Annotated in this window: 24 protein-coding genes; 14 read left to right on the top strand and 10 right to left on the bottom strand. The window is 62.2% G+C overall.

Annotated features, from left to right (window positions below):
- Positions 1-54: 54 nt before the first annotated feature.
- Positions 55-2,799 (top strand): EAL domain-containing protein, encoded by a 2,745-nt coding sequence (locus tag Q0687_RS17675; protein ID WP_298879031.1) that lies wholly within the window; start codon positions 55-57, stop codon positions 2,797-2,799.
- Positions 2,800-2,807: 8 nt separating this feature from the next.
- Here the strand turns inward: Q0687_RS17675 and Q0687_RS17670 are convergent, their stop codons facing one another.
- Positions 2,808-3,068: a hypothetical protein gene (locus Q0687_RS17670; protein ID WP_298879030.1), complete on the bottom strand. Its 261-nt coding sequence runs from the start codon at positions 3,066-3,068 to the stop codon at positions 2,808-2,810.
- 236 nt (positions 3,069-3,304) lie between these two features.
- Between Q0687_RS17670 and rocF the strand changes: the two genes are divergently transcribed.
- The 4 genes from rocF to Q0687_RS17650 all read left to right on the top strand — a co-directional run bounded on the left by rocF (position 3,305) and on the right by Q0687_RS17650 (position 6,640).
- Positions 3,305-4,282 carry an arginase gene (rocF, locus tag Q0687_RS17665; protein ID WP_298879029.1) on the top strand — a complete coding sequence of 326 codons (978 nt, stop codon included), beginning with the start codon at positions 3,305-3,307 and terminating at the stop codon, positions 4,280-4,282.
- Positions 4,283-4,442: 160 nt separating this feature from the next.
- On the top strand, positions 4,443-5,711 hold the full coding sequence (soxC, locus tag Q0687_RS17660; RefSeq protein WP_298879028.1) for a sulfite dehydrogenase: 1,269 nt from the start codon (positions 4,443-4,445) through the stop codon (positions 5,709-5,711).
- Positions 5,698-6,240: a cytochrome c gene (locus Q0687_RS17655; protein WP_298879026.1), complete on the top strand. Its 543-nt coding sequence runs from the start codon at positions 5,698-5,700 to the stop codon at positions 6,238-6,240. The genes soxC and Q0687_RS17655 overlap by 14 nt, the downstream gene beginning before the upstream one ends.
- Positions 6,241-6,355: 115 nt before the next feature.
- Positions 6,356-6,640 carry a hypothetical protein gene (locus tag Q0687_RS17650; RefSeq protein WP_298879024.1) on the top strand — a complete coding sequence of 95 codons (285 nt, stop codon included), beginning with the start codon at positions 6,356-6,358 and terminating at the stop codon, positions 6,638-6,640.
- A 3-nt stretch (positions 6,641-6,643) separates the two neighbouring features.
- On the opposite strand, the gene Q0687_RS17645 is transcribed toward Q0687_RS17650, so the two are convergent.
- Both Q0687_RS17645 and Q0687_RS17640 read right to left on the bottom strand, forming a co-directional pair.
- Positions 6,644-7,858, bottom strand: coding sequence for a mandelate racemase/muconate lactonizing enzyme family protein (locus tag Q0687_RS17645; protein WP_298879023.1), 1,215 nt, complete (start codon positions 7,856-7,858; stop codon positions 6,644-6,646).
- 484 nt (positions 7,859-8,342) lie between these two features.
- The gene (locus tag Q0687_RS17640; protein ID WP_298879021.1) at positions 8,343-9,662 is read right to left on the bottom strand and encodes a divalent metal cation transporter; all 1,320 of its coding nucleotides are present in this window, start codon (positions 9,660-9,662) and stop codon (positions 8,343-8,345) included.
- Between the two features lie 168 nt (positions 9,663-9,830).
- Here Q0687_RS17640 and Q0687_RS17635 point away from each other — a divergent pair, with 168 nt between their 5' ends.
- A complete protein-coding gene (locus Q0687_RS17635; protein WP_298879020.1) occupies positions 9,831-10,511 on the top strand; it encodes a phytanoyl-CoA dioxygenase family protein in 681 nt (226 codons plus the stop codon).
- Positions 10,512-10,518: 7 nt separating this feature from the next.
- On the opposite strand, the gene Q0687_RS17630 is transcribed toward Q0687_RS17635, so the two are convergent.
- Positions 10,519-11,250: a Crp/Fnr family transcriptional regulator gene (locus Q0687_RS17630; RefSeq protein WP_298879019.1), complete on the bottom strand. Its 732-nt coding sequence runs from the start codon at positions 11,248-11,250 to the stop codon at positions 10,519-10,521.
- A gap of 336 nt (positions 11,251-11,586) precedes the next feature.
- Between Q0687_RS17630 and Q0687_RS17625 the strand changes: the two genes are divergently transcribed.
- Entirely contained in the window at positions 11,587-11,760 is a 174-nt protein-coding gene (locus tag Q0687_RS17625; protein ID WP_298879017.1) for a DUF3606 domain-containing protein, read from the top strand.
- A gap of 48 nt (positions 11,761-11,808) precedes the next feature.
- Here Q0687_RS17625 and Q0687_RS17620 read toward each other — a convergent pair whose 3' ends face one another.
- Positions 11,809-11,994, bottom strand: a complete 186-nt coding sequence (locus tag Q0687_RS17620) for a hypothetical protein (RefSeq protein ID WP_298879016.1) — start codon at positions 11,992-11,994, stop codon at positions 11,809-11,811.
- Between the two features lie 402 nt (positions 11,995-12,396).
- On the opposite strand from Q0687_RS17620, the gene Q0687_RS17615 reads away from it, so the two are divergent.
- Both Q0687_RS17615 and Q0687_RS17610 read left to right on the top strand, forming a co-directional pair.
- Positions 12,397-12,645, top strand: a complete 249-nt coding sequence (locus tag Q0687_RS17615) for a hypothetical protein (RefSeq protein ID WP_298879014.1) — start codon at positions 12,397-12,399, stop codon at positions 12,643-12,645.
- Positions 12,646-12,747: 102 nt separating this feature from the next.
- Positions 12,748-13,005 (top strand): hypothetical protein, encoded by a 258-nt coding sequence (locus Q0687_RS17610; protein ID WP_298879012.1) that lies wholly within the window; start codon positions 12,748-12,750, stop codon positions 13,003-13,005.
- A 19-nt stretch (positions 13,006-13,024) separates the two neighbouring features.
- Here the strand turns inward: Q0687_RS17610 and Q0687_RS17605 are convergent, their stop codons facing one another.
- From Q0687_RS17605 to Q0687_RS17590, 4 genes are all read right to left on the bottom strand, one after another.
- Positions 13,025-13,258, bottom strand: a complete 234-nt coding sequence (locus Q0687_RS17605) for a hypothetical protein (protein ID WP_298879010.1) — start codon at positions 13,256-13,258, stop codon at positions 13,025-13,027.
- A complete protein-coding gene (locus Q0687_RS17600) occupies positions 13,255-13,455 on the bottom strand; it encodes a hypothetical protein (RefSeq protein WP_298879009.1) in 201 nt (66 codons plus the stop codon). Before Q0687_RS17600 ends, Q0687_RS17605 begins: the two co-directional genes overlap by 4 nt.
- Positions 13,456-13,733: 278 nt before the next feature.
- A complete protein-coding gene (locus Q0687_RS17595) occupies positions 13,734-15,266 on the bottom strand; it encodes an FAD-dependent monooxygenase (RefSeq protein WP_298879008.1) in 1,533 nt (510 codons plus the stop codon).
- Between the two features lie 266 nt (positions 15,267-15,532).
- Entirely contained in the window at positions 15,533-15,877 is a 345-nt protein-coding gene (locus Q0687_RS17590) for a response regulator (RefSeq protein WP_298879007.1), read from the bottom strand.
- 246 nt (positions 15,878-16,123) lie between these two features.
- Between Q0687_RS17590 and Q0687_RS17585 the strand changes: the two genes are divergently transcribed.
- Positions 16,124-16,321 carry a hypothetical protein gene (locus Q0687_RS17585; RefSeq protein ID WP_298879005.1) on the top strand — a complete coding sequence of 66 codons (198 nt, stop codon included), beginning with the start codon at positions 16,124-16,126 and terminating at the stop codon, positions 16,319-16,321.
- Positions 16,322-18,959: 2,638 nt separating this feature from the next.
- On the opposite strand, the gene Q0687_RS17580 is transcribed toward Q0687_RS17585, so the two are convergent.
- Positions 18,960-20,909 (bottom strand): PAS domain-containing sensor histidine kinase, encoded by a 1,950-nt coding sequence (locus Q0687_RS17580; protein WP_298879004.1) that lies wholly within the window; start codon positions 20,907-20,909, stop codon positions 18,960-18,962.
- A gap of 252 nt (positions 20,910-21,161) precedes the next feature.
- Here Q0687_RS17580 and Q0687_RS17575 point away from each other — a divergent pair, with 252 nt between their 5' ends.
- The 4 genes from Q0687_RS17575 (at position 21,162) to Q0687_RS17560 (ending at position 24,856) form a co-directional block, all read left to right on the top strand.
- Positions 21,162-21,461, top strand: a complete 300-nt coding sequence (locus Q0687_RS17575) for a hypothetical protein (RefSeq protein ID WP_298879003.1) — start codon at positions 21,162-21,164, stop codon at positions 21,459-21,461.
- A 262-nt stretch (positions 21,462-21,723) separates the two neighbouring features.
- Positions 21,724-22,986, top strand: a complete 1,263-nt coding sequence (locus tag Q0687_RS17570; RefSeq protein WP_298879002.1) for a CoA transferase — start codon at positions 21,724-21,726, stop codon at positions 22,984-22,986.
- 70 nt (positions 22,987-23,056) lie between these two features.
- On the top strand, positions 23,057-24,286 hold the full coding sequence (locus tag Q0687_RS17565; protein WP_298879001.1) for an acyl-CoA dehydrogenase family protein: 1,230 nt from the start codon (positions 23,057-23,059) through the stop codon (positions 24,284-24,286).
- A gap of 9 nt (positions 24,287-24,295) precedes the next feature.
- Positions 24,296-24,856 (top strand): flavin reductase family protein, encoded by a 561-nt coding sequence (locus tag Q0687_RS17560; RefSeq protein ID WP_298878999.1) that lies wholly within the window; start codon positions 24,296-24,298, stop codon positions 24,854-24,856.
- Positions 24,857-24,863: the final 7 nt, after the last annotated feature.

The raw sequence follows: 24,863 nt of genomic DNA, 5'->3' as shown, positions 1-24,863 counted from the left end.
TTCCTAGGGGATGATGGGGGCGCGCCTGTTGAAGCGGGCGCGCGGGAGGATCAGGTGAAGCGCTATCGGCCGCATATTCTCGTCGTGATCGCCCTGGCGGTCGTGCTGTCCACGGGATGGCACGGCGCGCTGCGTAACGCGCTCACCGATCTGCGCTTTGCCTGGCAGTCGCGCTCCGCCACCGGCAACGTCGTCGTCGTGGCTATCGATGCCCCCTCGATCGATCAGATCGGCGTATGGCCCTGGCCGCGCAGCCTGCACGCCGACCTCCTTCGCAGGCTCGAGGCCGCCGGCGCCCAGGATATCGCTTTCGATATCGATTTCAGTACGCCCTCGGATCCCGCCTCCGACGAGACGTTCCTCACGGCACTTCGCGAAGTCGGCGGCTCGACGATCCTGCCGTCGTTCAAGCAGCCGACGCCCAATGGCGGGGCGGCTCATGTCAATCGTCCCTTGAAACCGTTTGGCAACCAGTCATGGCCGGCGGTCGTCAATGTCGCGGTTGAACCGGATGGGCTGGTTCGCCGCTATCCGGTCGGGGAGAAGCTCGGCGATGCGCAGATACCGTCGATGGCGGTCGTCCTGGCCGGGCAGAACGTCGATCGGCGTCCGCCTTTCCTGATCGACTTCAGCATTCGAGCTGGATCTATTCCGCTTGTTTCTTACATCGACGTGCTGCGGGGTGACGCCGCAGCGCTCGACAAGCTGAAAGACAAGAAGGTCATCGTCGGTGCCACGGCACTTGAACTGGGCGACCGCTTCAGTGTCCCGAATGGTCGCATCGTCGCGGGCCCCGTGCTGCAGGCGTTGGCGGCAGAATCGGTGCTTCAGAACCGCATGCTGCGCTGGACGTCCGATGCCGGCATGATTGTCGGCCTTGCCGTGATCTGTCTGCTGATGATGTATTCATGGCGCCGTCTGGCGCCCGGTGCCCGCGTCGCCATCCTGGTAGCAGCCGGAGCCGGTATCGAGCTGACTGCGGCCCTCGTGCAGGAGCGTTGGCCTGTTGTCATCGACACATCGCTCTTCCACATCGCGATTATCGCCTATCTGACGGCCATCGCGCTGGACGAGATTGACTTCCGCAGCCTGTTGGGACGCATCGCCGAAAGCCGATTCCACCGTATCGCGATGTCGCTTGGCGATGGTCTGGTCTGCACCGATGAACATCACCGCATCACCGTCTGGAATCCCGGTGCAAGCGCGGTATTCGGGTATATGCCGACCGAAATCATCGGTCACCCCTTCGAAACGCTTTGCGCGATTCCGGCGGAAGCCGGCGCGAAGGCCTTCGCTATCAGAGATGCTGCGCGGCAGGCGCTGCTGGTCCCCGGCGGTGCCGTGGTCGTCGAGTTCGAAGGACGACGCAAGAACGGCGAGACTTTCCCGGTCGAGGCGAGCTTTTCGGGCTGGCAGGGAACCGACGGCTTTCAGTATGGCGCGATCTTGCGCGACATTTCCGTACGCAAGCGCGAAGCCGAACGTGTCAGATATCTCGCCGAATATGATGCGCTGACCGGGCTTGCCAACCGTAATACGTTGCACGCCGGCCTCGTCGGTCTGATCGCCGCTGCGGAGCGGCGGTCCTCCGACGTCGCGTTGCTCGTGCTCGGGCTCGATGGCTTCCAGCAGATCAACGACATGCTCGGACACGCCGCCGGCGACCTCGTATTGCGGGCAGTGGCCGAGCGCCTGCGGACTGAAGTCGGCAGCAAGGCGCTCCTCGCCAGGCTCAGCGGTGACGAGTTCGCGATTGCGCTGGATTGCGCCGCCGTCGGCGAGCCTGTTGCCGCGTTCGCCGAGCGGATTGCGCGCGCGTTCGATGCGCCGCTCGCAACGGGTGCGCGCCAGCACCGTGTCAGGATCAGCCTTGGTGTTGCGATCTACCCCGACGGTGGACAGAATGCGGACGACCTCATCAGCAACGGCCATCTTGCGCTGACCAAGGCCAAGCTGACGCGGCGCGGAGGTCACGTGATCTTCGAAAGCGCGATCAGGCAGGAGCTGGAAAGCAGGCTGACGCTGGAGAGCGAGCTGGCGCTTGCCGCGGATCGCGGCGAGTTCGAGCTGTTCTATCAGCCACAGGTGCGGTTGATCGACGGTAGCCTGGTCGGAGCCGAAGCGTTGATCCGCTGGCGTCATCCGGTGCGTGGCTATGTCTCGCCCGGAGAGTTCATGCCTGTGGTCAACACCTCGGCACTATCCGAGCGGATCGCGAGCTGGGTGATGGAGACCGCCGGCCGGCAAGCGCGCGCGTGGGAATTGTCAGGCCATCAGGTCCGCGTCGCGATCAACCTCTCGCCATCGCAGCTCCACTCCGGCGACCTCGCGCATTCCGTTGCGGAGCTCTTGAGGACGACGGGACTTACGCCTTCACTGCTCGAGATCGAAGTGACCGAGGACATCCTGCTGCACGACGAGGTTCGGGTGCTCGACATGTTCAAGCGCATCCAGCAACTCGGCGTGCGCATTCTGTTCGACGATTTCGGGACGGGCTATGCAAGCCTGAGCTACCTGAAGAAATTTCCGCTCGACGGGCTCAAGATCGACCGCTCTTTCGTGACCGATCTGCTCGCCGATTCCGACGATGCTGCCATCGTCGGTTCGACCATCGGCCTGAGCAAGCAGCTCGGCCTGACGGTTGTTGCCGAAGGGATCGAGAATCGCGCCACGGCCGACTTCCTGGTCAGTATGGGGTGCGAGGAAGGGCAGGGCTATTTCTTCGGTCGCCCGATGCCGTCCAATGCGTTTGAAGAGAAATTTCTGGCGGCCGAGCTCGAAGCCGTCACCGCAGCCTGAACCGCTCGTCAGCGCCGGCGCGCGACCGCTACGCCAAACAGGAACGCGACGAACAGGCTGGCGAGCGGCGCTTCGCGCGTGATCGCCGCCACGGTCGCGAGTGGCCGGCCCGGCTTTCGTGCCTCGTCGACCGCATAAGTGAGACGATCGACGGCGGCGCGCAATCCTCCTGCGACTTCGCCGATCGTCTGAGACACGTCGGTGGCTGCATCGATGGCGCGCTCGGCCATGCCGGGCTGGGGATTGGGCTGCGGTATGTCCGTGCTCAAGCTCGCGACCTCCAGGAAGAACTGAGGCCGGTACCTTTGGCTATCCGCGCGTGCGCTCGTTTTGAACAGCGGGCCCGAGGGCCTTTGGCTATCCGCGACAGGCGCCGTCTTGAACGGCGGGTACCGGCCATGCAGTGAAAATGCCGCGCGCGGGAAATTGTTCCGACGCCCCCGTGAAACGACGGATGCGAATCTCTGTTACGCTGGTGCAGCCTTGCTGACCTCAGGAGATTGCCGTGACCGATCGAGCCATCACGGATCGAGCCCGGCGCATCGCGTTGCTGGGCGCGCCCATCGATATGGGCGCCTCGCAGCGCGGCACCTTGATGGGCCCGGCGGCGCTGCGGACCGCCGGCCTTGCAACACTGCTCGAAAGCCTGGATTTCGAAGTCGTCGACTACGGTGATCTCTCGGTGGCCGAGATCGGCGACCTCGCCGACAAGCCGCCGGCACAGGCCAATCATTACCGCGAAATCCAGCGTTGGACGCGTGTGCTCAGTCGTCGCGGCTATGAGATCGCCCAAACCGGTGCGCTGCCGATCTTCCTTGGCGGAGATCACACCTTGTCGATGGGATCGGTCAACGCCATGGCGCGGCATTGGCGGGAGCACGGACGCGAGCTGTTCGTGCTCTGGCTCGACGCACATGCCGACTACAACACGCCCGAGACGACGATTACGGCCAATATGCATGGCATGTCGGCCGCGTTCCTGTGCTGCGAGGCGGGCCTCGATGGCCTCTTGGGCGATGATCCACGCGCCTCGATCGATCCCGGCAGGCTCGACCTGTTCGGCGCGCGTTCAATCGACAAGCTCGAAAGGGAGCTGATGCGCGCGCGGCGGATCAGGGTCGTCGACATGCGCCAGATCGACGAGTTCGGCGTTGCGGTGCTGATCCGGCGCGTGATCGAGCGCGTCAAGGCTGACAACGGCGTGCTGCATGTCAGCTTCGATGTCGATTTTCTCGATCCCTGCGTCGCACCGGGCGTGGGGACCACGGTGCCGGGAGGCGCGACCTATCGTGAAGCGCATCTGATCATGGAGCTGCTGCATGATTCCGGGGTGGTGGGGTCGGTCGACATCGTCGAGCTCAACCCGTTCCTGGATGAGCGTGGTCGCACGGCGCGCACCGCGGTCGAACTGATCGGCAGCCTGTTCGGCCAGCAGATCACCGATCGGCCGACGCCCAGCAATGCGATTGCGCCGGGTGAATGATGCGCGAGCCGTTTGTGCATTGCAAAGGATGGAACTGCCGGCACGGCCGGTGGATTTAGATCAGTCCTGATCAAAATTGCCTGCTTTTGAAATACGCGTGAATTGCAAATGTGCTTCGCGGCAGGTTTCATGCGGGCCCAGCTTCAGCCGAGGGTCCGCCATGAGCAACAAGATCGACACAAGCGACAAGCCGACCAGGACCACACGCCGCCGCTTCCTGCAAAGTAGCGGTGTCGTGGCAGGCGTTGTCCTTGGAACTGGTGCGTCGGCCGCAGCGGAGACGGAAAACCTTCCGCCCAACGTCCCCGATTGGATGAAGGCACCTGGCGATCCCATGGGAAGCCAGCCCTATGGTGCGCCGTCGCCGTTCGAGAAGGGCGTCGTCAAGAACATCCCGAAGAACCTCAAACAATACATCTCCGCGTCCGGCCGTACGCCGTTGCAGGAGCTTGACGGCATCATCACGCCGAACGGGCTGTTCTACGAGCGCCACCACGGCGGTGTGCCGACGATCGATCCGGCGCAGCACCGCTTGATGCTTCATGGCCTGGTCGAGCGACCCCTCATCTTCACTGTCGACGATATCAGGCGCTTTCCGTCGGAATCGCGGATCCATTTTCTCGAGTGCTCTGGAAATCCCGGTTACACCAAGCCCTATGCCAAGACTGCGTCCGATCTCGTTGGCCTTTTGAGCTGTGCGGAATGGACGGGCGTGAGCCTGAAGCTGGTGCTCCAGGAGGCCGGACTGAAGCCGGAAGCCAAATGGGTGATTGCGGAAGGCGCAGACGCGGCGGCGCTGACTCGCAGCATCCCGATCGAGAAATGTCTGGAGGACGCCCTGCTGGTCTACAGCCAGAACGGCGAGCGGCTCCGCCCGCAGCAGGGTTATCCGTTGCGGCTGCTATTGCCCGGCTTCGAAGGCAATATGAACGTGAAGTGGCTGCGGCGCCTGCACGTGACGGCAGAACCCGTTTATTCGCGCGAGGAGACCTCGAAATATACCGACCTCCTGCCTGACGGCACCGCGCGCGAGTTCTCGTTCTACATGGAGGCGAAGTCGATCATCACGCGTCCCTCGGGCGGACAGCGCCTCAGCGCACCCGGCTTCCACGAAATCACCGGCATCGCCTGGAGCGGCCACGGCAAGATCAAGCGCGTCGAGGTATCCGTCGATGACGGCAAGAGCTGGCAGGATGCACATTTGCAGGAGCCGGTGCTGACACGTGCGCTCACACGCTTTCGCTTGCCCTGGCAATGGGACGGCAATCCTGCGGTGATCCAGAGCCGTGCCAGTGACGAGACCGGCTACGTGCAGCCGACGCTTGCCGAGCTGCTCGCAGTCCGCGGCGAGAATTATTTCTACCACAACAATGCGATCTGGCCCTGGCGCATCGGCGCCGACGGGGAGGTGACCAATGCGCTGGCGTGAGACTTGCGGCGTCGTTCTTGCAACCTTGCTCTGTGCTTCAGCGAGCACTGTGCGGGCGCAAACGCCTTACGGCATCGGCCGGCCAGCGACTGCTGCTGAGATCGCGGGCTGGAATATCGAGATCGGGCGCGATGGCAACAACCTGCCGCAAGGAAGCGGCTCGGTCAGTCACGGGCGCGAGGTGTTCGTCCAGCAATGTGCGTCATGTCACGGCGACAAGGGCGAGGGCGGGGTTGGCGATCGCCTCGTGGGAGGGCAGGGCACGATCGGAACGGCCAAACCGGTTCGCACGGTGGGGAGTTACTGGCCTTATGCGCCGACATTGTTTGATTACATTCGCCGCGCGATGCCGCAGAACGCGCCGCAATCACTCAGCAATGAAGACGTGTACGCGGTCTCGGCCTACATCCTGAACTTGAACGGATTGGTGCGGGATGACGCCGTGCTCGACGCCAAGTCGCTCGCAGCGGTCAAAATGCCGAACCGCGACAAATTCGTCGGCGACGCGCGGCCCGACGTAAGGCATTGAGCAGACCAGCCCGCTAGTTCCCCTCGCATTGGTTGGGAACTTGCTTACGCGAGAGTGGAACTCGACGAGCCAGCTTTGCGTTGATCCGCGAGAGAGAAAAGGTGCGGATTCTTCGATGGCAACAGATCGCTTCGCAAATTCCATCTCGATAGCGCTTCGGCACCCCGGTGTGATCGCGATGATCGTGGCCGCCGCGACGATTGCTGCGATGCTGCTCGTCGACCACGGGCCCTGGAGCCGCGCCAAGACCGAGCCGGCTCGTGTCGCCATGTACGCGACCACAGGCGAAGCCGCCCGCGCGGTAGGCGCCAAGGTGCTTCCGACTGAACCGAAATCTCCTGTCGAACCGGAACGGCCGGGGCCGAAGACGTCCCCGACCATCAATCCAGTGCAGCCGTAAACGTCAACTCTTGCGGCCGTAGCTGAGCAGACCGCCTGTCGTCTTCGGCGGATGCGCGCGAAGGGCTTCTTCATTCGGCTCAGTGCCCCAGCCTGGACGATCCGGAATGATCAGGTGCCCATTCTGGATTTCCGGTTCATGCGTGAACAGTTCGCGGTCCCAGGCGAGGCGGTCGATGTCGATCTCCATGATACGCAGGTTCGGGACAGCCGCGCAGAAATGCGCGTTCATCATCGAGCAGAGGTGGCCGTAGAAATTGTGCGGCGCGACGTTGACCTCGAAAGCTTCTGCGGCAGAGGCGATCTTCATCGACTGCCACACACCGTTCCAGGGCGTGTCGATGATCGCGACGTCCATGGCCTGCTCGTGGAAATAGGGCAGGAATTCGCGCAAGCCGAGCAGCGTCTCGCAGGATGAAATCGGATGCGGGCTCTGCCGGCGGATATAGCCGAGGGCCTGGGGATTGAAGCTGTCGATCTCGATCCAGAACATGTCGAGGTCGGTGATCTCGCGCAGGATCTTCAAATAGCCTTCGGTCTTGGCGTTGAAATTGCAGTCGAGCAGGATGTCGACATCGGGGCCGGCGCCGTCGCGGATCGCTTCCAGATGGGTATGCAGGTCGCGCAGGATCTTGCGGTCGACATTGATCTCGGGTGCGAAGGGCGAGCCGAAACCGGGCCGCCAACCGGTGGGTTTGCCGTCATCATAGGAGAAGATGTTGGTTTTCAGCGCGGTGAACTTCTTCTCGCGCACCTCACGGCCCATGGCCTTGACGCCGTCGAGATTTTCGATCGGTGGCTGGTACCAGGTGGGATGATTGATCCGCCATGTCGCGCAGTGGGACCAATAGACCCTGACGCGGTCGCGGATCTTGCCGCCGAGAAGCTCACAGCAGGGGACATCGAGGCATTTCGCCTTGGCATCGAGCAAGGCGTTCTCGATCGCGCCGAGTGCCTGCGCCACCACGCCGCCGGCGGCAGGCCGTGTGGCTGCGAAAAGTTCGGCATGGATGCGCTCGTGCTGAAACACGTTCTGGCCGATCACGCGTGCCGACAGGCGCTGGATCGCCGCACCGACGCCGGGTGAGCCAAAGCCCTCGTCGAACTCGCTCCAGCCGACGATGCCGTCTTCCGTCGTCACCTTGACGAAGTGGTAGTTTCTCCAGCCGGCATCGCAGGCAAGGATCTCGAGACTGGTTGCTTTTGATGATTTTGCCATGTCGCTCCCTGTCGCCCGGCCGGGCGTTGTTGTTTTTACGGCCGGCTCGCAAGCTCCGGCCCAGCCACAATTGTTAGGCTAACGATCGAGTGCCGTGAAGTTCGCAAACGCTTGGCCAGCCATCGGTTTCTGGCTGCACTGGCGGAAAGCCCGTAGAATCCGGGGGGCTTGATGTTTCTTGGGATCGTCTCAAACCCTGACCGATTTGGCCACAATCGGAGCCGATCACGGAGGCATGCAATTTCTAGCCATGATTTCGGTTCTGGCGCTCCTCACGATGAGTGGGGCGGCGATTTCCGATCGGTTTCTGACGGCCGAGCAGCCCATCGCGCAAGGGGTGGAGTAGCGCGCTCGGGCGAAGGTGCTTTGTCTTTGGGGAGACAATAATGCTTTCAGTCGACCAGTTCTTGCGGTTCATCAGTGTGCCGGCGGTGATTGCGGCCTTCATCATCGCTTCGCAGATCTCGGCGGCGCTGTCGCCGGTCTAGCTTATCAGCGACGAGCCGAGCAGGGCGAGCACGGCCAGCGCCATCAGCGCGGTGCCGAGCCAGCCCAGCGCGACCAGCCATGTCCGGGCCTTGAAACGGCCCATGATGGCCCTGCTCGAGACAATCAGCATCATCATCGCCATGATGGGCACAGCGACGACGCCGTTGAGCACGGCGCTCCAGACCAGCATGTGGATCGAGTCGATCCCGGTAAAGCCGAGCCCGAAGCCGATGATGGTTGCGGCCGCGATGATGGTATAGAAGCCGACCGCCTTCTCCGGCCTTGCCTCCAGTGTCGCGCGCCAGCCGAAGATTTCCGCCACGCCATAAGCGGCCGAGCCGGCCAGCACCGGGATTGCGAGCAGGCCGGTGCCGATGATGCCGGTCGCGAACAGCGCGAAGGTAAAGTCGCCGGCGAGCGGCCGCAGTGCTTCGGCCGCTTGCGTCGCCGAGTTGATGTTGGTGACGCCGTTGGCGTTCAGCACCGAGGCCGTGGTCAGGATGATGAAGAAGGCGATGCCGTTCGACAGCAGCATGCCGAGCGTCGTATCGACCCTGATGCGCGTGAGTTCGGGATCGCCGCCGCGCTTGGTTTCCTCGCGCAGCGGCTTGTCCCGCTTGCCAAGGTTCATTTCCTCGACCTCCTGGGAGGCCTGCCAGAAGAAGAGATAGGGACTGATGGTGGTGCCGAGGACCGCGACCACCATCATGAAATAGTCGGCGCTGACATTCGCCTTCGGCCACACTGCTGCGAGCAGCGCGGTGCCCCAGGGGATCTTCACGGTGAAGGCCGTCGCGACATAGGCAAACAGCGACAGTGTCAGGAATTTCAGCACCGGCGAATAGCGGCGATAGGGCACGAACACCTGCAGCAGGGTCGAGCCGGCCGCGAAGATCAGCGCGTGCTCGTGATTAAGCCCGCCGATGACCAGGGAGAGCGCCTCCGCCATCGCCGCGATGTCGGCGGCGATGTTGAAGGTGTTGGCGGCGACGAGCAGCCCCACAAGCCCCATCACGATCCAGCGCGGTGCAAGCTCGAGGACGTTGGCCGCCAACCCCTTGCCGGTGACCCTGCCGATCTGCGCACTGACGAGCTGGATCGCGATCATGAACGGCAAGGTCAGAAAGATCGTCCAGAGCAGCCCGAAACCGAATTGCGCGCCGGCTTGGGAATAAGTTGCGATTCCCGACGGATCGTCATCGGCCGCTCCCGTGATCAGGCCGGGCCCGAGCCGTTGCAGCAGGGTCGGTGCCGCCTTGGTCGGAGCGACGACGCTGTCACGTTTGGAGGCTTGGAGTTTGGCGCGGTTCGACAAGGGCTGGCCTTCCGGAAATTGCGAATTTAAGGGCTAAGCGCGATCATAGCCGGAAAGTTCCATGGCCGGGATCCGGCGATTGAGCCCCGCCTCAAGACGGGGCGTAACTCCCCCTGCGCCGATCTGCATCGCTCTTGCGAGAAACAATTTGAGATTGTACGGAGCGTCATGAGCCCTCGCCCGCCTCCCACCAGGGTTACCCCGCTTGCGCCGGATCAGGCAGCGGCGCTGGCGCGCGACTATCTTCTGCTTCGCGGTGCGGTGCCCGAAGCCTGGCGCGAGGCGCTGCGTGCGGCCTTCGATGCCGGTGTCGGGACCGGCGATCAATGGGCGGTGCCCCGCGGCGCGGGCTGGCGCCACGCACTGGTCGATCTCGATCTCATCGTGCAGCGGACCTGCCGACTGTCGCCGCTGCTGGCGGCGGGAGCACAGATGCTGGGAGGTCCGTTCTTTTTGTCCCAGGTCGAGGGCCGCGAACCGCTGCAGGGCGGCGGCCATCAGCCCCTCCACCGCGATGGACTGGGCAGGGGGGCCGTGGCCGCGTTGGTTTTCCTGGATGCTTACGGACCGGACAACGGCGCCACGCGCCTCGTTCCGCGCCACCTCGACCAAGGCGCGGTCGATCTGGGCGAGCCGGACGAAGCCGCGTCTCTGATCACGGCGGGCGAGGCGGGGGACATCCTGGTGTTCGACGCCGACTTGCCGCATGGCGCGACCCGCAATCGGTCCGGCGCACGGCGGCGTTCGCTGCTGCTGAGCTTCATGCCGGAGCACATGCGGGAGGCGCAGGAGTCCTGCCGCGCGATCCGCAACGTGCGCATGGACACTTCCGAGGTGTTTGCCCCCTGAGTATGCTCTAGGACGATGGCGACAAATGCAGATAGCGGCCGTCGAACTGGGCGAGCTCCTGCAGCTTGTGCTCGTTGAGAATCCGCACCGTGCCGCGCTGAAGCTCCAGAACGCCGTCGATGCGCAGTTCGCGCAGGATGCGGTTGGTGTGGACGCTGGTCACGCCCATGGCTTCGCCGAACTGCTCCTGCGTCAGCGGGATTTCAAAAGTATTGTCGATCACGCGCCCGATCAGGCGCAGCCGCTCACGCAGCTCGACGATCAGATGTGCAAGCCGGTTGTAGGTGGAGCGCTGGCCGACATTGACGATCCACTCGCGGGACACGGCGGCATCTACCAGCGTGTCGCGCCAGAACATGTCGCCGACGCCCGGTCGCTGGCGGATCAACTCGTTCAGCGCCTTGTGGGCGATGAAGGCGAGCGTGCAATCGGACAGTGCGATCAGGTCATGATCGACGGTCGCGAAATGGAGGTTTTGCAAGCTCGGCAGGTCGCCCGGAATGTGGATCGACAGGATCTGGCGTCTGCCGTCGGCAATCGTCTTGGAGCGCACGCAGAAGCCGTCGGCGATCAGGCAGCATTCGCTCGGCTGTTCGCCGTCGCGCAGCACGGTCTGGTTTTCGCGAAAGTTGCGGAGCGTGAACGGCAGCGCCGCGAGAGCTTGCAGATCCCGGTCATCCGCGCCGGTCGTGGTTTTCAGGCGCTGAAACAGCGGCGCCCAGATCATGTCGCTTGTCACGGCACTCGATTCCCCCACGCGGCTGAGCGCGTGTGGAGCAAAAAGCATAGACCCCGGCTCGTTGTTGACAACAAAGGTTAAATGACGCCGCTCCGGCGTCTCAACATTGTGGACGATGCGTTAGGGAATTGGGCAAATCCAACAAATGTTAAGTGGGGGCGAGCCCGGCCGTGCGCGCCGCTTAACATTTATCAAGTCGAGCCGCCGCGTTGTTCACGGCGACGAGCCACCCAGAAACGTCCCAACCGATTGTCCGAAATGTGCGTTCTGCACACATGTCGCTTCGGAACGGTGCGGGCCCGGCCGCGTTCTTTCACCTCGAGGAGGGACGTCGCGATGGATCGTCTGACCAAGCGCGAGCAGCCGGATCGCAGCAAGATCAACATGCACGAGCCCTGGGAGGTCAAGTACTGGACCCACGCGCTCGGCGTCTCCAGGGAAGAGCTGCAACAGGCTGTCGACAAGGTGGGCAATGCAGCGGCAGCCGTTCGCAAGGAGCTTGCGCTGTGAGCCGCGGCGCTCAAGCCCGGCAGCGACCGACGGATATGCTGCGTGTCCCTATTTGATGCTTACGAACATGCCCCAGGCGGCGGAGAGCGCCGCGCCGGTAAAGACAACACCCGGGCTGTCGCAGAACAGGCCGCCATAGCTGCAAACATCGGCCCCGAACGAGCCGAGCTCGTGATGTCCTGCCGAATAGAACAATCCCGCCAGTCCAAGCAGTAAGCCAGCGACGTAGTACATCGGCTCTCTCTCCTGAGAACGGACATGTGCCAGCATGGCGCGAAGAGATTTCATTTCGCCGAATCCGCATCACGGCATTCGATTAAAGTTTGAGCCGTCCGGTTGAACCTGCATCCCCTCCGGCGACATCAAGACATGCAGAACTGTTGCCTTTGGACGCGATCTTGCCGGCCTTGCTGCGCGGGGCGCACTGACCACGAAACCGTCCTGAAACAATCCTGAAACCAGATCGTCCTGAACTCCCTCGCCGTTGGGCCCGACCAACGAAGCGAAACGGAGACAAGTCATGATCCAGATCGGTTCGAAGGAAGAAGTCGCGTTGCTGCTGGCCCTGTTCGGGACCCATACCCAGCCCGTCAGCAGGCCGAAGCCGAAATCGCGGCAGGGCTGAAGACGAAAGCCATGCCGGGTCTGGCCGATTGCCTGAGCTTTCTGCGGTTGCTGATCGCGTGGGGGGATCCGAAAGGGATCCCGCTGGCGACTGATGCCATCGACGATTATCTCGCGATGGCGCCGATTTGCGCACGCAGGCGCGGCCTGCGCGTGCTGCAGCAGGACGCGCTCGATCTGCACGTCAGCTCGGTCGGCGTGCAGCGCTCGTTCGCCGAGACCGTCGACGCCTATATCGAACGGAAGCTGAAGGACGAGTAGGGGCGGCCTTCTGCTGTCCCAAACGGAGTTGGCATCCGTCTTGCTGCACGACGTCGTAATCCCGGCCCGGCCCATCGGGCCGTTTCAGATTGAGGCGATCCCATGCAGTCAACGTCCCGTTTCGAAGCGACCGCGTCCCTGCAACTCCATGCCCTGATCTCCGACCTGCATTGGCGCATCCAGATGCTGGACGGCGACATTGCCGAGGAGGAGCGCATTGCCGGGAATGCCGATCCCCGCAGCCCCACTTACTCGATGCTGGCGCAGGCCTTGCGGGCGCGCCGCGACAATTTGCGGACCTCGATCGCCCTGCTGGAAGCGCGGGTCGAGCGGACGGCGCAACTGTCCCGCGCGGCCTAGGTTGGAGGCGGGCGAGATCTTAGGTCTCGGGCCGCGCCTCAGGTCGGGCCTTTAACCTCTCCGGGGCCTCGGGCGGCCTCGGCCCCTTCACCAAGCCGATCTTGCGGCCGAGCTGCCAGACTTCGACGTCGCCGCGGCGCGCAAAGCGCTGCGCAAGGGCGAGTGCTGATGTGTCGGACGGGGCCTCGAACGCCTCGGCGGCGCGGAAGACGCCGTCTTCGCCGACCAGATAAGCGCGATATTGCCCGTTCATGTCGGCGCCCTTAGGCCGGGCGAATGCAGCCAGGCATCGATCTGCATCGCCATCTCGTCCTGCCGCGCGCGGCGCAGCAGCATCTCGCGGCGATGTCCCGGCGCGAGCGCGCGGGCCTGCTCGCGCAATTGCACGGCCTGGTCGGCGAGCCTCTGGTGAAGTGTCCTGGTCTGCTTGAAACGACGCCGCTTCAGCATGGCGCTGCTCCCATGTTCGAGGAGGGCAGGAGCGCGACCGGGCGTTCTCATCACCGATATGTGCCACGGACCGCGCGGTAACGGTTAACTGTACGACTCGTCTCGCGATGAGTCTTCATCATTTGATAGGTCGGACAAGAATCCGCGCGATCTTTTCGATGCGCGATTTGCGGCGTTTGAGCCACTTACTCATTTTGCACGACGCCTCAATCGAAAGTGCACTTTTGCACAAAGCAGCAAGCCCGTGGGGGCATGCTGCTCTGGTGCCTCCGACGATCTCACGCTGCGCCGAACCAGATCGTCAGCGCCTCCGCAAGTCCAACTCCAAGTCCGCTTCCAAGTCCATCGTCCACCCACGCCACATGCCCGTCGGGCCGCACCAGCACGGCTGTCGGCGCGGTGACGGCTCCGATACAAGGAAGCTCCCATGCGCCATCATACGTGGCCTTGATGTGTGCGACGCGATCCGCCCAGGGCGAGATGTCCGGCCCGCCGGCCCTGCCGAAATCGAGCAGGACGCCGCGCGCATCGTGCAGCAGCGTGAACAGCCGCATCGAGCGGCCCTCGATGGTCAACGCCAGATCGGGCATGCGGCGGCCGAGCAAGGGATGCTGGCCGCCGAGATCATAGCGGATGTCGAGCCCGCTCATCATGGCGCCGTAACGCTTGCGCGGCTCGTCCATCGCCAGCAGCTCGGCCATGACCTCGCGCGCGGCCCTGCGGCCGTCGTCGTTGCGGCGGAGCAGGGCGATCTGCGCCCTGGTGTTGCGCAACACGCGCGCGGCAACGGGATGACGCTCGGCGTGGTAGGTGTCGAGCAAAGCGTCGGACGACATGCCCTTCACCACCTGCGCCAGCTTCCAGCCGAGATTGACGGCGTCCTGCAAGCCGGTGTTGAGGCCCTGTCCGCCGACGGAGTGATGGATATGCGCGGCATCGCCGGCGAGCAGCACGCGTTTGCGGCGATAACAGACGGCCTGCCGTGCCGTGTCGGTGAAACGCGAGATCCAGGACGGGTTACGGACGGCGAAATCGATGCCGTAGACGGTGACGAGCGCCTCGCTGAGATCGTGCAACGTCGGCTCGCCCTTGCGATCGAGCGTTGCTTCCGTCATCACCACCAGCACGCGTCCGCGCTCCGTCTTGCTGAGGCCGTGAAAGCCGATTGCGTCGTGATGCAGGCCCCATTGCGGCGTCTCGCCCATCTCGACCTCGGCCATGAGGTTGCTGAGCGTCGGATCCGTTCCGGCAAAATCGATGCCGGCGGTCTTGCGCACCAGGCTACGCCCGCCATCGCAGCCGACCAGATAATCCGCGCGCATTGTCTCGCCGCCCGCAAGCATCACGTCGACGCCGGTGTCGTCCTGCACGACATCGCTCACCTCCCGGCGCCGATAGATGGGTACGCCTGTTTCCTCGACCCAGTCGGCCAGGATGCGTTCAATGTGGCTCTGCCGCAGCGCAAGCCCGTAAGGATGCCGGGTGGGCAGATCGCTGATGTCGAGCCGCGTCCAGGCAAAGCCCGCAAGCTGGGTGATCGTCCCTTCGCGCAGAAAGCGATCGGCAACGCCGCGCTGATCGAGGATCTCGATGCTGCGCGCATGCAGGCCCCCGGCGCGCGTGCCGATGAGCTCCTGGCTGGCGCGGCGCTCGACGATCGCAACATTGACCTTCGCCAGCGCCAGTTCCGCCGCCAGCATCAATCCGGTCGGGCCGCCGCCGGCGATCACGACGGCATGGTCGGGCATCTCCCGGTTGCGCCTTGGCGAGGTGTGCGCGCGCAGGCGGGATGTCGGAAGCAAAACAGGCATGTGGTGACCCCTCTCGGTGTGAGGCGCGGGGTGTACACCGGCGGCGGGAGCTTGAAGCAAGCCCCTTGCGCACCACATATAGAGCTGGGAGGAGGGGCGTATCTCGTTTGCGTTCGGCCTTCGCGCGGCGTCGGACAAACACAAGCGGCAGCGCGCGAGTTCGTTTGACTCGTCGGGCAAAACACTGGCACAATGCCATCATCGAAAAGTCAGGTCAGCCCGCGCGGGATGCATCCGCTGCGGGCTTTTTATGTGGCGACGAACATTCAGCAGACGCCTGTCGTCTGCCTCATGGTGTTGGCGAGATCCTCGAGGGAGAACGGCTTGCGGATCATCGGAAGGCCGCCGCGCCGCGGCTCCCGGCCTGACAGTTGAAGCACCCTGAGGCTCGGCCGCACGCGCCTCGCCCGCTCGGCCAGCTCGTGTCCGTCCATGCCCGGCATGTTGATATCGGTGATCAGGATCGAGATGCGCTCGTTCTGCACGAGTTGCGCGAGCGCGTCCGTCCCGCTCTGCGCGCCGACGACATCGCAACCGAGCTCCTGCAGCATGCTTGTCACGACATCGAGAACGCCGGCATCGTCGTCGACGACGAGTACGACATGACTCATGGATGATTGTCCTCCTGCGATAAAAACGCGCGCTGCTGCCTCCTGTTCCTGACCCGGATGCGCGTGCAAGGCGTGTGTCGATTGCCGCGTCGGGCAAAACACCGGCACGATGCCATCATCGAAACAGAAGCTTCAGCCCGCGCGGGAGAATTTCTGGCGCGGGCTTTTCGCATCGAAGCGGCGCCAGCTCGCCTCTCGCAGGAACCGCCGGCGGGAACAGGAATTTGTATGATCCGGGAGGAGTCCATGCTGACAGATTCTGATATCGCCATGCTCTGCGACATCGGCCAGTCCATCGCCTTCAGCGATAGCGATGACAGGCACGACGGGCTGCTTCGGCTGATCGCCGACGGCTATGTGCAGAAGGATGGCGACACTTTTGAGCTCACCGCCAAGGGCGAAGCGGCCGTGATCGATCGCGGCGCGGGCCTGAACGAGGCGTGATGTCGGCGGGTCGCGACGCGCCAGGTCGCGTCTGCCCTTCCGCCCGCTCCCCGCTTCCGCGCCTTGAGGGACGAGCAACAGGCGGGTCCACCAAGCACGGGCCGCGGAGCGTTTAGGAATCTTCGGTTCCAGGGTGGATTTGGTGTCGTGCCGGCATACCGCCGATTGGCCGGCTGGAATGGCGGCTCCGGCGCACCAAGCCCCCCGTCAGCGCCGGAGCCGTTTCGGTTTAACCAAAATGAGGGTTGACCCGTCGGGCAAAACACTGGCAGAATGGCATCATCGAAACGTTCGGTTCAGCCCGCGCGGGAAGCATTCGCTGCGGGCTTTCTGATGCCGCTATCCTGATCGGAGTGTCCGCATGAGCCCGACCGGTGCCCTTGTCGCGATCCTGCCTTGTAACGACCTCGATGCGTCGGAGCGCTTCTACGCCCGCTTGGGCTTTGCGCGACCGGACGGCGAAAGGCCCGTGAGGGGAGGAGGACAGCTATCGCATGCTGTCGAACGGGCAGGGCGGATATCTGCATCTCATCGACGCGGTCGAGGGCTGGCTCGTTCCCCCGAAATCCGTTCGCCCTCTATCTCTACCTCGAGGACGTCGACGCCGCCGCGCACGAATTTCAGCAAATACCTGAGGACAAGCCGTGGGGGATTTATGAATTCGCGATCTCGGATCCGGATGAGACGTTGGTGCGGGTGGGGTGGCCGAGCCGGCTGCGGTTGGGGAAATAGGTCGGCGGTAACTGGTTCAAAGCCGGCTTCAATTTAGTCCATCTGTTGTCCGTTCGACGGGGGCAAAACACGAGCAGAATGCAGAGTGAGCCCCTAATTCTTATCGGTGTGGCACCATGAGCGAGTGGTCTTAATTGGCACGAACTTCCCAAACTGGATAACGGAATAGATACTCGCACGGCCTGTCTTTGCGGCCGCCCCGTTGGAGCCTTCTTTTAGGAGCGATCGACACAGCCGGGGCTCATCGCGTCGAAATTGCTCGCTGCGTTTGGCTGCGGTGGCTAGGGACATCAAGCTATTGACGGACAAGAGACGAACGATCTGGCTCTCTCTTCTTTGCGGAGTCATGCCATTTATTCGGCCGGAGCTTAGTCTTCTGTCTAACGGATCGATGGTCATTCTGCTTTTGGATCATGGCCACGCGCTCCGCTTTAAGACCCTTGCATGCGCGACCTCGCTTCTAGCCGTTGCGCCGTTCCTGGTTTGGTACTGGGTCGACACGAGGTCGTTAGTTCCTAGTACCCTCGATGCCAAGACGTACTACTTCGCAGACCGTTACGCAGATTGGCCGAACAAATTGGCCTTCGTCGCTTGCGATGGCTCGGGCCGCGACAGCCTGCTTTCCGCTCTTTCTCTGCCTGCGTTTCATTCGGCCGCTCTCGGTTGGGATAATGCTGGCTGTGTTCGCGACCACTCTCATAGGCTTATATTTCTGGAAGTTTCCTAGCGGACTCTCGCACAATGGAAGTCGCTATCTCTATATATTTGCTCCGATCATCCTCTTTGGAGTGGCGTCGGCCCTCAGTTCCGCGGCTCGAACGAAGACCCTTCGATTGATCTGGATTGCGATTTTCTTCCTACCGTTAGCTTTCGGTTGGCAACTTTCCGACTATTGGACACGCATAACAGGACATCAGAAAAGCCTGTCCGACATCGTGCGGTGATCAATGAGAATTTGACCGATCGACCGACGATACTGGTGCATGACGCTATGTTGCGTATGCAGGACGTGTCCCGCTTGTCGACCTCGTGGGCCTCGAGACGCCTGTCGCGATCGAATTTCACAAACGACTGACTTTCCCGAGTGTCGGGAAGCTAAGGTCAGTGGCAATTGCCCACATCGCTCGATCATTCGACACGAAATATCTTTTGGCGCTTCAAGAATGGAATGAGAGATTTGGTCTCGTCGATGGCCTGCGGGAAGAGGGGTGGCGGGTGGAGGAATTATACGTGGGAATAGCCTCTGCGAATACGCCAGCTTCTGACGTTTATCACCTCGATAAATTGAGTAAACCAGGCTGAATGGCCAGTGCACAGTTCGTCTGCCTGCAGAAGGATCCAAGGCCCCCTCGACAAGCAGGTTGTCGATCAACGGCACGATATCGCCGATCTCACCGACGACCTCACTGATTTCTCTGCCACGGCCACGCTGGTTTCAGCGTTCGCTTTCGTCGTAGCCATCGAAACGAGTGTCGCTCATCTGGCTGCCGCGCTCGGGCTGCCAACATAGATACATCTTCCCTGTGTTCCAGACTATAGATGGCTCCTCGATCGAACGACCTGGTACTCCACTAGGCAAACAGAAGCCGCATCTACGAAAGCGTGATTGACGGCGCGCGAGGCGCGCTGAGCAATAACTCGATCAGCGTTGCTGGACAGTCAAAAATGTCGGGTTTTGCCGTTTGAGCCGAAACCGCGTGGCGCTCGGCGTGGAGGCCGGCTCATGGCGCATAGGATTTACTCGGCTAATCCTGCGGCTTTCCCCACCGGTGTCGGTCGTTCCAAAGCAGAGACTGCGGCCTATTCTGTTACAGCGTGCTGGTTGCGTTCTTCATAGGCGACCGCGATAGGCTGGGGACCAGGCCTTGCAAGCGCGCGTAGCGGCCATCAGCTGGGGGCGTCGCGATCAGCTTCGATCCAGGATCTCGCGCACCTTCAGCGCTAGCCTTGCCTGAGTGACCGGTTTTTCGAGCAGATCGACCCCGTCATCGAGACGCCCCTGATGTACGACGGCATTGCGCGAGTAGCCCGTCATGTAGAGGATCTTGAGCTTGGGCCTGATCTGCTCAGCCCGCCGTCCCAGCTCGCGTCCATTGATTCCCGGCATGACGACATCGGTGAGGAGAAGGTCGACCTCTTGATCTTCCTGGAGCAGAATGGTCAACGCAGCTTGAGCGCTTCCGGCAGACAGAACACGATAATTAAGATCCCGCAGGACGTCCGAAACATAGACCCTGAGATCGGCATCGTCTTCAACGACGAGAACGGTTTCGATCGTAGCTCCCTCGGCGATGAACTCGTCCGCTTCCTCCGAAGCGGGCTGTGCATGGCCATGGTAACGCGGGAAGTACATCTTGATGCTCGTGCCCTCCCCGACCTCGCTGTAGATCTTCACATGGCCGCCCGATTGCTTGACGAAGCCATAGACCTGACTGAGGCCAAGCCCGGTTCCCTGCCCTGGCTCCTTGGTGGTGAAGAACGGCTCGAACGCATGATGTAGGACCTCTGGAGTCATGCCCGAGCCCGTGTCACTGATACAGACGACGACATACTGCCCGGCAGCAACCTCCGGATTTGCGCGCGAATAGTCGTCATCCGCGGAGACGTTCGCCGCCTCGATCGTCAGCTTCCCACCATTAGGCATCGCGTCGCGGGCGTTGATCGCTAGATTGACGATGGTCGACTCCAGATGGTTCACGTCCGCCTCGATCTGCCAGAGGCCGGCGCCACCGACGGATTGGACCTCGATGCGTTCGCCCAGCGTGCGTTGAAGAAACTCCTGCAGGCCACCCAGAAAGCTGTTCAGGTTGATGGGCTTCGGATCGAGAGCCTGACGCCGTGAGAAGGCGAGCAACCGGCTGGTCAGCGCAGCGGCGCGCTGGGCCCCGCGCTTTGCATTTGCCAACGCGCGATGAAGGTTGGGTCCACCGAGGTTGCGGCTGTTGCGCTCGGCGTTCTCCAGATTTCCCAGGACAATCATGAGTAGATTGTTAAAGTCGTGTGCAATACCACCGCTCAGCTGTCCGACCGCTTCGAGCTTCTGCGATGCCACAAGCTGTTCCTGGACACGTTGAAGCTCGTCCTGTGCTTGCTTGCGCTCGGTCAAGTCGCGCGTAACCTTGGCAAAGCCTATGATGGCGCCGCTCTCGTCGGTGATCCGATCGATGACCACCGAGGCCCAAAAACGCGTCCCATCCTTGCGGACGCGCCAGCCCTCGGCTTCGAACCGACCCTTTTCGGTCGCTTCCGCCAGAGCGTTCTTTGGTACCTCCTTTTCCAGATCCTCAGGCGTGTAGAACGTGCTGAAATGCCGGCCGATGATCTCTTCAGGCAAGTAACCCTTGATCCGCTGTGCGCCGGGATTCCAGGTCGCGACATGGCCGGAAGGATCAAGCTGAAAGATGGCGTAATCGACCACGGCTTCGACCAGCCGGCGGTAGCGTCTTTCACCTTCCAGGAGCTCATTCTGAGCCTGGTGACGTTCGGTGATGTCGCGCGTAACCTTGGCAAAGCCGACCAGGCTGTCGTTCTCGTCGCGAATTGCGTCGAGGACGACGAGCGCCCAGAACCTTCTGCCATCCTTTCTGACCCGCCAACCCTCGGAGGCGAAGCGACCTGTCTCCGCGGCCGTTGCCAGCGCCCTATTTGGCAAACCCTTCTCGCGATCTTCAGGCGTGTAGAAGACTGAAAAGGGTTTTCCGATAATCTCGTCGGCCGCATAGCCCTTGAGGCGTTCGGCTCCCCTGTTCCAGGTCCTGACCACGCCGTTAGGATCGAGCATGAAGATGGCGTAGTCGACGATCGCGTTGATCAGCAGTTCGAGGCTGCGGGCATCCCCTACGGATGTCGTTCTCATTCTTGAAACTCTAGAAACGGAGTAGGGACAACGCCGTGCGCTTCTATAAGGTTCCGAATTCGGCGCCGAGCCCTCAAGGTCATCAGGCGGAAGATGAATAACCGTCAGAAGCCGGGACCATTGCCCGCAGGCGTTCCCGCAACGTCGAAGATCCTTGTCTGGGCAAGGTCCTCAGCCTCGAATTCGCAGATCCGAGGTCAATTCGCCATTCGCCAAGCGTGGTTTTGATAACATTGCAGGGATCATCAAGCGATGAAGATGCAAGATGACGAGATCAGGGCGATCGTTGCCGAGATGTTCGCGGAGCAGGATAGGATTCAGTTGACCAGTATCGATGCGATCGCGTTAAAGACAGTGACGTCGGTATTGGCTTCCGTTGGGATCGAAGACGATGACCGGAGGGAGATGAGGGCGGACTTTCATCACCTGCGGCGGTGGCGAAAATGCGCAGAGCAGGCCCGCAGCTACACGCTCAAGGCCGTGATCACCGTGATTGCCACCGGCCTGATGGGGGCCGCTTGGCTCGGCGTGAAGGTCGTACTGTGCAAGTGAGTTTCTCGTGGCAGGAGCGCCGCTGCTCGGTTGATCTCCTTCGATGAGTCCGTACCGTGTATATAATTCATATGGTCGAAGCTGGCGCAGGTCGCCTTGGTTAATCGGAATGTACCGCGACGCGGAACGTGCATTTCTGGCTTCGCTCCGGCCAAGGTCCCTTGAAGCCGCGCGGTTGAAACACTTGCGAAGTTAGCTCTCCCGGGCTTTAAATTCGTTTGGAGCAATTCGGCGAGCACAAGCCGATGTCAGGAGCCGCAGGATGTCCATCAAGCCTCAATTGCCGGAACGTCCGCCGCGGGCGGCGGGAGGACCAAGCGCGCTTGATGGCTTGCTGGTTGTCGATTTCACGCGCGTGGTTGCGGGTCCTGCCTGCACCCAGACGCTGGCCGATTTCGGTGCGCGCGTCATCAAGATCGAGAATCCCGATGGCGGCGACGACACGCGCGCCTATGAGCACGCCGAGATCGGCGGTGAAAGCGCAGCCTATCTCAGCTTGAACCGCAACAAGCACGGGATCGCACTCGATCTTGCAGTTCCGGAGGGGCGCGAGATTGCGTTGGACCTGATCCGCAGGGCCGATGTGGTCGTGGAGAATTTTTCTAGCGGTGTCATGAAGAAGTTCGGCCTTGATTACGAGGCCGTGGCACCGCTCAACCCGCGACTGGTCTATTGCTCCATTTCCGCCTACGGACGCACCGGGCCGTTCGCCTCGCGCCCCGGCTTCGATCCCATCACGCAGGCGGAGAGCGGCTTCATGTCGCTCAACGGGTTCGCGGATGGCCCGGCAGTTCGCACCGGCCCTCCGATCGTCGACATGGCGACGGGGATGTCGGCCTGCAATGCCATTCTGCTGGCATTGTTGGCGCGAGACCGGCTCGGTCGAGGCCAGCATGTCGAGGTTGCGCTGTTCGATGTCGCCATGGGCATGACCGGATTCTACGGGATGGCTTATCTGATCAACGGAGACAATCCTGGCCGGTTCGGCAATTCACCGGCCGGCTCTCCCACGGTTGGTGTCTATGAGGCTTCTGATGGTCCGCTCTACATGGCCTGCGCCAATGATCGGCTGTATCGACGGCTAGTGGTCGAGGTGTTGAACCGCCCGGATCTTATCAACGCGCCGCAGTACGCAACGCGCAAAGCAAGGTCCGAGAACAAGGAGCTCCTGCGTGCGGCGATCGCGGAAGTGTTTGCCAGCGACACGCTCGAGAACTGGATGACGAAGATGAAGCTGGCCAATATTCCGGTCGGCTATCTCCGGACGGTCGAGGAAGGGTTCAACGCACCCGAAGCGCGCGAACGCGCCCGCTTGAGCCGAATCCCCCATCGCACGGCGCAGTGGGTGCCGAATATCGAACCGCCGATCAGCATGAGCCTGACGGCGGCAATTGATCCTGTAGCGGCGCCGCTGCTGGGCGAGCATACCGAGGACGTCATGCGCGAGACGCTTGGTTACGACAAGCAGCGGATTGCTGCCATGGCCGAAAAAGGTGCTTTCGGGCGGCGGGGAGCCGCGACATAGGACCGAGCGCAGCAACGGCTTGATTTGGCACGGTTCCAGCCTCATAAGTGCGCGAGAGCGAGGAACGCGAATGGTGCCTGGTCAGGACCCGAGCATGGATCAATCGGCGGCGACAGGTTCCGGCGAGCGACCCTATGCGGCGATGATTGCCAGGGCCCGATCGCTAGTCCCGCAATTGCGGGAGCGTGCGGTCCGAACTGAGGAACTGCGGCACCTGCCGCCGGAGACCGAGCGCGACTTGCATGAAGCCGGCCTGTTCCGGATGCTTCAGCCGAAGCGTATCGGCGGTGCCGAGCTCGATTATGTTGCCCTTATTGATTGTGCCGAGTTGCTTGGGCGGGCCGACGCGTCGGTTGCTTGGAATCTGGCCAATTTGGCGAGCCACCACTGGATGCTCGGCATGTTCGAGCAGCGTGCGCAGGATTTGGTCTGGGGCCAAGATCCGGACATCTTGATCGCATCATCGTTCATCTTCCCGGCCGGGCGTGCCAAGAAAGTCGAAGGCGGATACCGGCTGCGCGGAAGCTGGCCGTTCTCGTCGGGCGTCGGCTCGTGCGCATGGAATATGCTTGCAAGCGTGGTTTCATCCGACGACGAGGCGGACGGGATCGAATACCGCATCTTTCTATTACCCAAGGCCGACTACAAGATCCTCGATACGTGGAACGTCGTGGGACTGCGCGGCACCGGGTCGTCGGACGTCGAGGTCAGGGACGCCTTTGTACCCGATGATATGACCGTCGCGGTGGGTGATCTTGCCGGCGGCGCGGCGCCCGGCAGCAAGGTGAATCCCAATCCGCTGTACGCGTTGCCCGTGTTCTCGCTGTTTCCCTATGTCCTGTCCGGCGTCGCGCTCGGGAATGCACAGGCGTGCCTGGACGACTATGCGGAGGTCGCGCGTCACCGCATATCAACCTACAACCGTGCCAAGCTGAGCGACTTCCAGAGCACGCAAATCAAGATTGCGGAAGCTTCCGCCAAGATCGATGCCGCGCGCCTCATCATGCGCTCGGCCTGCACCGAGGCGATGGAAAACGCACGGCGCAACCGCACGCCCGATATGATCACCAAGACCAAATACCGGCGCGATGGAGCGTTCTCGGTCAATCTGTGCACAGATGCCGTCTCGATGCTGTTTGCGGCGAGCGGAGCGCGCGGTCTGTTCACGACGGGGGTGCTACAGCGACAGTTTCGCGATGCGCACGCGATCAATTCGCACCTCGCATTCAATTTCGATGCGGCCGGAACCAATTATGGACGCGTCGCCCTCGGCCTGCCGTCCGAGAATCTCACCTTGTGAGGCCGGGCGATGAATGATCAGCCAAAGCATCCGGCCGCCGATCCCGCCAACGAGTTCTCAAGCGACAACTCGCCGATCGACCCGCGTGATTTCCGCAACGCGCTCGGCACCTACGGAACGGGTGTAACGATCATCACGGCTACGGCCCCCGATGGAAAGCCCTATGGCATCACCTGCAACTCGTTCGCCTCGGTCTCGTTGAATCCTCCTTTGGTTCTCTGGAGCCTCGGCGTCTATTCATCGAGCCTGACCGTGTTTCAGAACGCCACCCATTTCACGGTGCACGTGCTCGGGACTTCGCAGCAGGCCCTTGCAAACAAGTTTGCCAAATCGTCGGACGATAAGTTCGCGGGCGTGGACTGGACACCGGGTCTCGGCAACGCGCCTGTGCTCGCCGAGAGTGTGGCGAGCTTTCAGTGCCGGTCCGTCAATCGCTATTATGGCGGCGATCACGTCATCTTTCTCGGTGCCGTCGAGGCCTATGCCTACAACGCGAATGAGCCGCTGCTATTTGCGCGGGGGATGTACGGCCGTTTTCTCGCCGACGACGAGCGCAAGAAGTCGCCGTAAGGGGATT

The organism is uncultured Bradyrhizobium sp. (genome assembly GCF_936928535.1).
Lineage (GTDB): Bacteria > Pseudomonadota > Alphaproteobacteria > Rhizobiales > Xanthobacteraceae > Bradyrhizobium.
This window is presented reverse-complemented; position numbering and strand designations above follow the sequence as displayed.